Genomic DNA, 7,242 nt, shown 5'->3' with positions numbered 1-7,242 from the left:
TCCACATCAACGACACGACGGCGGAGTAGTCACATGATCGGCCGGACATCTCCTAGCGGCTCGCTGCCGCATGACCGTGGGCGGGAGCAGCGGCCGTCCCCACTGCTCGCCGGCTGCACACCCGAATCCGCCTGACGGTCCGAAGTCCCGCTTCCGGAGCGGCCCGAGGGTCTTCTGGACGCCGAGTGGACGTCGCACCGCTCCGGAGCCGCGGTGCGCCGTGCTCGGGGCCGAAGGTGGTGCTTGCCCGCGGTCCGGGGGACGACCGCGAGGCGAGGCGCCTGGTTGCGGTAGGCGCCGGGCCTGGGGCGACCGCCGGTCCGGCCGAGGTCACGACCGCGGTCGGGGTGCTCTTCGACCGGAGCGCGCGGGTGGTCCGTCAGCTGTCGGGTCGCGCGGCCCGGCGGACGCTCAACGCCCAGAGAACGAGCGGCGCCTGGAGGGGGAGCCTGGCCAGTGCCGCCGCCCGGAGCGGGGCGGGGCGGTGGCGCCAGTCGTATGCCATCTTCACGTTCGCCGGGAACACGGCGGTGAACAGCCCGGCCGCGGCCAGCGCGCCCGCGCGTCGTGTGCGCGGGGCGGCGATCGCCGCCCCGATGGCGATCTCCGCGACACCGCTCAGGTGGGTCCACGTCCGAGGCGAGCCGGGCAGGCTTCGGGGCACGATGGCGTCGAACTGCCGGGGAGCGGCGAAGTGTGCCACTCCGGCACCGATCAGCATGCCGCTGAGCAGCCGGGCGGATGTCGTGGAAGGGGGCATGTCTCGTCTCTTGTCGGTGGCGGTGTCCTACGAACACGGCAAGTTACTCAAGGGTACGGCTCGGGTGCGGAAGACGGAACCCGTGCGCTCCCGCAGGGTGATCGCGGTCTGCGGACGGGTACGACGGGTCAGAGGCGGTCTCCGGGGCCGCCAGGACCGGCGAACACTTCAGCGCCGTCCGCCGGTGCCCCGGGGAAGGGAGCGAGTCCGAGGAGAGCCGCCACCGCTTCTGCTGTGAAGCGTTGCCGTGGGCGGGCGCCACGGATCACGACGTGGCCGCCTCCGGGCATCGCGATGCCCGGAACGCGGGCCCCTGCGGCGCGGGCGTGGGCGAGGAAGGCCCAGGTGTCCGCGGCGGAAGCGACCCGGTCGGCCTCGTCGTGGAGCGCGACGACCGTACGGCCGTGCAGGACGAGGACCGCCGCCTTCGTCCGGAAGGGCGGCGATCCGGCGAAGAAGGGCACCAGAGCCGGTCGTGGCACACGGCGCGCATGCGCTGCGGACTCGGGCACCGGCTACCTCCCAGGCCGTGGGGCGTCACGGCGGGGCGGTCGAGGGAGGAAGCCGCTTGTACGGGCGGCGTATGCGGGGTACCCGGGACGGTCGGCCATGTGTTTCTCCAGGAGGCGTTTGCCGCTGCCGACGGTGAGCAGCAGGGTCATCAGGACCGGGGAGACGAGGACGGCCAGGGCCGGCTGCCACGCGGTGCAGGCGAGCAGGTACAGGCCCCACCACACGAGGCTGTCGCCGAAGTAGTTGGGATGACGTGTCCAGGCCCAGAGACCCTCGTCCATGATCCGGCCGCGGTTGGCCGGATCCTCCTTGAACCGCGCCAGTTGGCGGTCGCCGACGGCCTCGAAGGTCAGCCCGAACGCCCACACCGCGATCCCGAACAAGGCCAGGAGGTCCAGGGGCGCGGAGCTGTAGGAGGCCACCTGGACGGGCAGGGAGATCAGCCAGACGAGGGCCGCCTGGCCGAGGTAGACGGTGCGCAGCGCGTAGAGGGTCCGGTTGCCGGGGGCCTTGTCGAGGAGAGCGGTGTAGCGGGGATCCTCGCCGTGGCCGCGGGAGCGCCGTGCGATGTGCACCGACAGCCGCAGCCCCCAGACGATGGTCGCCGCGGCGACCACCAGGCGCCGGCCGTCGTCGCCGTGGCCGGCGGAGAGCAGCCAGGTGACGGCGGCGACGGCGCTGAAGGCAAGGCCCCAGGCGATGTCGACGATCCGGTGCAGCCCGCGTCGTACGGCGACGGCGAAGGTGGCGAGGAGCACCGCCGCCGCCGTGGCCGCGCAGGCTGCGAGGTCGGCGGTGAGGGCGCCCCAGTCGGTGCCGTTCACGATGCGCTCACCGGGACGTACCAGGCGGTGGGGGTGGCCGGCATCGCCGACGCTCCTTCGCGGGTGGGGCGGACGGCGAGGACCTGGTCGACGCCCATGCGGCGTTCGGCGAAGGCGAGCGAGGCTCCTGCCAGGTACAGGCGCCAGACCCGGGCGGTGGTCGTTCCGACGAGGTCCTCGATGTCGCCCCAGCGCCGTTCGAGGGTGGAGCGCCAGGCGTCGATGGTGGTCGTGTAGTGCTCGCGGAGCGATTCGACGGAGCGGACCTCCAGGCCGGCGGCCTCCAGCAGGTCCACGGTCCGGCCCACGGGGCGCATGTGCATGTCGGGGGCGATGTAGGTCTCGATGAAGGCGCCTCCGCCGGGCGCGTGGGCGCCCCGGGACATCTGCTGGATCAGGAGCCGGCCCTCGGGGCGCAGCGCGCCGTGCAACTTGGCAGCGAAGGCCGGGTACTCGGCGTCGCCGACGTGCTCGCCCATCTCGACGGCGGCCGCGACGTCGTAGCCGCCACCGTCGATGTCCCGCCAGTGCCGCAGCTGGACGTCCACGAGGTCGGCCACTCCCTCACCGACGGCCCGCGCGGTGACGAACTCGTGCTGGGATCGGGAGAGAGTGACGGCGGTGACGCGGGCCTTGTGTTCGCGTGCCGCATGGACGGCGAGAGACCCCCAGCCACAGCCGACGTCGAGCAGCCGGTCCCCAGGACCCAGGCCGAGCTTGCGGCAGATCAGGTCGAGTTTGTCGCGCTGCGCGTCGGCCAGCGTGTACGCGGGATCACCGGGCCGGGTCCAGTAGGCGCAGGAGTACGCCATCGACTCGTCGAGGAGGAGGGCGTAGAAGTCGTTGGAGAGGTCGTAGTGGTGGCTGATCCCCGCACGGTCCCGCGAGACGCTGTGCAGGCCACCGGTCAGTCGCGCCCGCCCGTCGGGGCGTTTCGGGGGTGGACCGACGGCACCGAGGCTTGCCGCCAGGGCGGTGGCCGCGGCCATGCCGGCCGGTCCGGGACGTGCCGAGGGCCGGTCGCGGACGTTTCGGCCGGCCTCGGAGAGGGCGTCGGCCAGGTCGCCCTCGACGTCCAGGTCACCGGTGACGTAGGCCTCGGCGAGGCCGAGCTCGCCCGGCTGCCACACCAGACGGCGCAGGGCGTCGGGCGAGCGGAGCACGACCAGGGGTGCGTCCGGCGGGCCTGCCTGGCTGCCGTCCCAGGCCCGCAGGCGCACGGGGAGCGGCCCCGGGAGGAAGTGGCCGAGGAGTTGCGCGAGACGGTCGGCGGCGGGCTTCATCGGGGGGTTCCTTCGGTGAGGAGGAGCTGGCGGACGTCGAGGTAGCGGGAGCGGAATCCGGCTTCCGAGTAGGCGAGGTAGAACTCCCACATGCGCTGGAAGACCGGATCGAAGCCGAGGCCGGTGACGGCGGGGCGGCGGGCGGTGAACCGTTCCCGCCACAGGCGCAGTGTCTCGGCGTAGTGCTCGCCGTAGCCGTCGTCGGCGATGGTGGTCAGCCCGGCGCAGGCGGAGTGCTCGGCGATGGCTTCTCGGGAGGGGATCAGTCCGCCGGGGAAGACGTACTTGCTGATGAAGGTGTGGGTGGCGGCGGTGTGGAGCATCTGGCGGTGGCCCATGGTGATGGCCTGCAGGGCGATCCGGCCGCCGGGAGCGAGCGCGCGGCGCAGGGCCGTGAAGTACGTGGGCCAGTAGTCGGCGCCGACCGCTTCGATCATCTCGACGCTGATCACGGCGTCGTACCGGCCCTCGATGTCACGGTAGTCGCGCAGCTGGACCTCGACCCGGTCGCTGAGTCCGGCCGCGGCGATCCGCTCGCGGGCCAGGGCGGCCTGCTCGGCGGAGAGGGTCAGGGTGGTGACCCGGGCGCCGCGCGCGGCAGCCCGCAGGGCGAGTTCGCCCCAGCCGGTGCCGATCTCCAGCAGCCGTGTGTCCCCGCCGACGCCGGCGAGGTCCAGGAGCCGGTCGATCTTGCGGTGCTGGGCGGAGGCGAGGGACTGGAAGCGGGCGGGGAAGGCGGTGAAGACGGCGGAGGAGTAGGTGAGGGTGGGGTCGAGGAAAGTGGAGAACAGGTCGTTGGACAGGTCGTAGTGGCGCTGAATGTTGTCGCGTGCACCGGCACGGGTGTTCCGGTCGGCAGCAGGCCGGACGGGGACCCACAGTCCGCGGAGTCGGCGCAGCGGAGCGGGGACCAGCTCGTCGACGTGCCGCGCCAGCACGGTCAGGAGGCCGGCCAGGTCGTCGCTGTCCCATTCGCCGGCCATGTAGGACTCGCCGAAGCCGATCAGCCCGTGGCGGCCGATCCGGCGGTGGAAGGCGTCCGGGTCGTGGAGCGTCAGCCGCGGACCGGCGGCGGCCGCGCGGGCGCCGGTCGCGGGCCCGCTCAGGGCCAGCCGGTCCAGGGCCCGGGTCACGAAGTGCCTGGCGATGGCGGTGCGGGCGGGTGCCGTCGACGGGAGCCGGGCCACGTCCGGCCAGCGGTCGGCGTCGACGTCCGTGCGGCGAACGGCGGGCGCGGTGACCGGGGGACTCGTGTCCGGCGCCTGCGGGGGAATCCCGACTCCTCGGCCGGTGGGTCGGGAGCGGCCCTGGGAGATGAGGGCGGGACGGGTCACGGCAGCATGCCTTTCTGCGGGGTGGAACGAGGACGAGGACGTACGGGCAGACCGCGCAACAGCAGATGGATGCCGTGGCGGCGGATGCCGGCCCAGACCGCGGCGGTGGACCAGGGCCTGCGCACGGTTGCGGACAGCAGGGCGGGCACGTTCGCGGGGCGACGGACGCCCCGGACCACTGCGGTGAACACCCGGTCGCCGTCGTGCTCCAGCTGGATGGTCAGACCGAGCCGTTCGCCGGGCAGCGGCAGCCTCATCCGGTAGCGGCCTTCGACCGCGAAGAACGGCGAGACGTAGAACGACTTGTCCACCTCGGCCTCACCGGCCTCGTCCGTCCGCAGCAGGTAGCAGTGCCGCTGCCCGTAGGTGTTGTGGACCTCCGCGACGACGTACACCAGGGCGCCGGAGGAGTCGTGGCACCAGAACACGCTGAGCGGGTTGAAGACGAACCCGAACACCCGGGCGTGCGCCAGCATCACCACGTGCCCGCCCTCCAGATCGATGCCGCGGGCGGCGAGGAAGGCGTCGAGTCCGGCACGGATGGACCCGGCGGCTCCGTCGAAGTGGTCGCGGGCGTCGAAACGGGCCAGAGGACGCAGTGGCCGGGGCAGCACCGGCATCCGGTCGAGGTCCACGCACCACAGGTGGGTGCGGTGCCGCAGAGCATGGCGCAGGGGCGTGCGGCGGACGTGCGTGATCACGCACCTGTACAGCGCCGGTGTCCCGGCCACCGTGAGCGTGCCAGTGGTGTCGGTCCGGTTCACCAGTTCACCCCCAAGGAGCGGGCGGCCTCCACGCCGGAACGGCAGCCGTCCTCGTGGAAGCCCCAGCCGTGCCAGGCCCCCGCGTACGCGGTCACGCCCGTGTTGAGACGGGGCAGTTCCTTCTGCGCCGCGACCGACGTGGGCGTGTAGACGGGGTGCTCGTAGACCATCCGCTCCACCACCCGGTCCGCGGCGACGCCGTCGTCACCGCCCAGCGTGACGACGTAGCCGGAGCCCGCGGGCAGGAGCTGGAGCCGCTCCATGTCGTAACTGACGCGTACGGGAGCGGTGGAGGGCTCGCAGCCGGCCATGCGGTAGTTCCAGCTGGCGCGTGCCCTGGGGGAGCGGGGCAGGAGGGAGGTGTCGGTGTGCAGCACCGTGGGGTTGTGCGAGTACGTGAAGGACCCCAGAAGCCGCCTTTCGTCCGCGGTGGGGTCCGCGAGCATGCGGAGCGCCTGGCCCGGGTGGGTGGCGATGACGACGGCGTCGTACGCGTCGGTGGCGCCGTCGCCGGTGGTGACGAGGGCGCCCCCGCTGTGGCGCCTGACGGCGTGGACCGGGCTGGAGGTGCGGATGCGATGGACGCGTTTGGCGGCGGCGGTGACGTAGGCGGACGAACCGCCGGTGACGGTCTTCCACTGCGGGGATCCGGTGATCGACAGCAGGCCGTGGTGGTGCAGGAAGGCGAACAGGTAGGCGGCCGGGTACGACAGCGCGGTGCGGGCCGGGCAGGACCACACGGCGGCGACGAGCGGCAGGGCGAAGTGGCTGACGAAGTACGGGGAGAAGCCGCCCTCGCGCAGGAAGTCCCCGAAGGTGACGCCCGCCCGAGCCCCGCGGGCCAGCAGCCGCCGGGCGGCACGGTGGAAGACGGGCACTTCTGCGACGAGCCGGAGGTACCGGGCGCGCAGCGTCGGCCGGGAGGCGAACAGCCCCGCCGCGCCCCGGGCGCCCGCGTACTCCAGCCCGCAGCCGTCGCACCGCACCGACATGCTCATCTCGGCGTCCTGCGTGCCGATCTCCAACTCCCCGAACAGACGCAGCAGGGTGGGATAGGTGCGCTCGTTGTGGACGATGAACCCCGAGTCCACGGCGATCGCCTGTCCGGCGGGACCGGGCAGTTCACGGGTGTGGGCGTGGCCGCCGAGCCGCCCGTCCGCCTCGTACAGGGTGACCTCGTACGAAGCCGCCAGGACGTAGGCGGCCGTCAGACCCGCCACCCCGGCGCCCACCACCGCCGCTTTCCGGTGTTCCGTCACAACCCGCTCCCACCACTCGACACGCCGCCCGGTTGCTGCGTTTCACCCGTACTTCGCAGCGAACGGCCCGGCGGATTGGGACTGATCTTCGAGCCGGACATCGCGGAGAGGCGGTGGTGACGTCGAAGGCCGCGGCGGGCGGGTGGGCGGCACCGACGGCGGTGACGTGTTTCCCGTGGAGACGCCCGTGCCGGCCGATGACGAGGACGGCTCGGTGCAGACCGATCAGGGGCGCGGCGATCCGAAGGACTTCGCCCCGGTGTGTGGCCGCGCCGGTGGCGGACGTCGCCGTCCAGGTGCCCGCCGGGCAGACGGAGGCGGCCGATGACGTCCCTCGACTGCGGGGTGCTGTGCGTGGGGGACTTCGGTCCGTCGGCGTGGTCGGGGGGTCCGGTCAGGTGGGCAGGGCCATCAGCAGCAGGGGGTCGGTGGTGGGCCGGGGGGATCCTCCGGTGGGTTCGAGGGTGAGGCCGACGCCGGCGGCGTCGGCGGGGTCGCCGGTGAG

7 protein-coding genes are annotated in these 7,242 nt (G+C 73.0%); all 7 read right to left on the bottom strand.

The annotated features are described in order from the left end of the window. Positions 1 to 379: 379 nt before the first annotated feature. The 7 genes from IE180_RS35540 to IE180_RS35510 all read right to left on the bottom strand — a co-directional run bounded on the left by IE180_RS35540 (position 380) and on the right by IE180_RS35510 (position 6,737). On the bottom strand, positions 380 to 760 hold the full coding sequence (locus IE180_RS35540) for a DoxX family protein (RefSeq protein ID WP_190161078.1): 381 nt from the start codon (positions 758 to 760) through the stop codon (positions 380 to 382). A gap of 128 nt (positions 761 to 888) precedes the next feature. Then, the gene (locus tag IE180_RS35535) at positions 889 to 1,242 is read right to left on the bottom strand and encodes a hypothetical protein (RefSeq protein ID WP_190161077.1); all 354 of its coding nucleotides are present in this window, start codon (positions 1,240 to 1,242) and stop codon (positions 889 to 891) included. Between the two features lie 33 nt (positions 1,243 to 1,275). After that, positions 1,276 to 2,097 (bottom strand): DUF1295 domain-containing protein, encoded by an 822-nt coding sequence (locus tag IE180_RS35530; protein WP_190161076.1) that lies wholly within the window; start codon positions 2,095 to 2,097, stop codon positions 1,276 to 1,278. After that, positions 2,094 to 3,380: a class I SAM-dependent methyltransferase gene (locus IE180_RS35525; RefSeq protein ID WP_190161075.1), complete on the bottom strand. Its 1,287-nt coding sequence runs from the start codon at positions 3,378 to 3,380 to the stop codon at positions 2,094 to 2,096. The genes IE180_RS35530 and IE180_RS35525 overlap by 4 nt, the downstream gene beginning before the upstream one ends. After that, positions 3,377 to 4,714, bottom strand: a complete 1,338-nt coding sequence (locus tag IE180_RS35520) for an SAM-dependent methyltransferase (protein ID WP_190161074.1) — start codon at positions 4,712 to 4,714, stop codon at positions 3,377 to 3,379. The genes IE180_RS35525 and IE180_RS35520 overlap by 4 nt, the downstream gene beginning before the upstream one ends. Further along, entirely contained in the window at positions 4,711 to 5,478 is a 768-nt protein-coding gene (locus IE180_RS35515) for a DUF1365 domain-containing protein (protein WP_229861246.1), read from the bottom strand. The genes IE180_RS35520 and IE180_RS35515 overlap by 4 nt, the downstream gene beginning before the upstream one ends. Then, on the bottom strand, positions 5,475 to 6,737 hold the full coding sequence (locus IE180_RS35510; protein ID WP_229861244.1) for an NAD(P)/FAD-dependent oxidoreductase: 1,263 nt from the start codon (positions 6,735 to 6,737) through the stop codon (positions 5,475 to 5,477). Before IE180_RS35510 ends, IE180_RS35515 begins: the two co-directional genes overlap by 4 nt. Between the last annotated feature and the right edge of the window lie 505 nt (positions 6,738 to 7,242).

The sequence above is a fragment of the Streptomyces litmocidini genome (assembly GCF_014649755.1).
Classification (GTDB): Bacteria; Actinomycetota; Actinomycetes; order Streptomycetales; family Streptomycetaceae; genus Streptomyces; species Streptomyces litmocidini.
This window is presented reverse-complemented; position numbering and strand designations above follow the sequence as displayed.

What these genes read in the sequence shown, in the direction of transcription:
- IE180_RS35525 (WP_190161075.1), bottom strand. Translation starts at nt 3,380, where the DNA reads ATGAAGCCCGCCGCCGACCGTCTCGCGCAACTCCTCGGCCACTTCCTC.
- IE180_RS35540 (WP_190161078.1), bottom strand. Translation starts at nt 760, where the DNA reads ATGCCCCCTTCCACGACATCCGCCCGGCTGCTCAGCGGCATGCTGATC.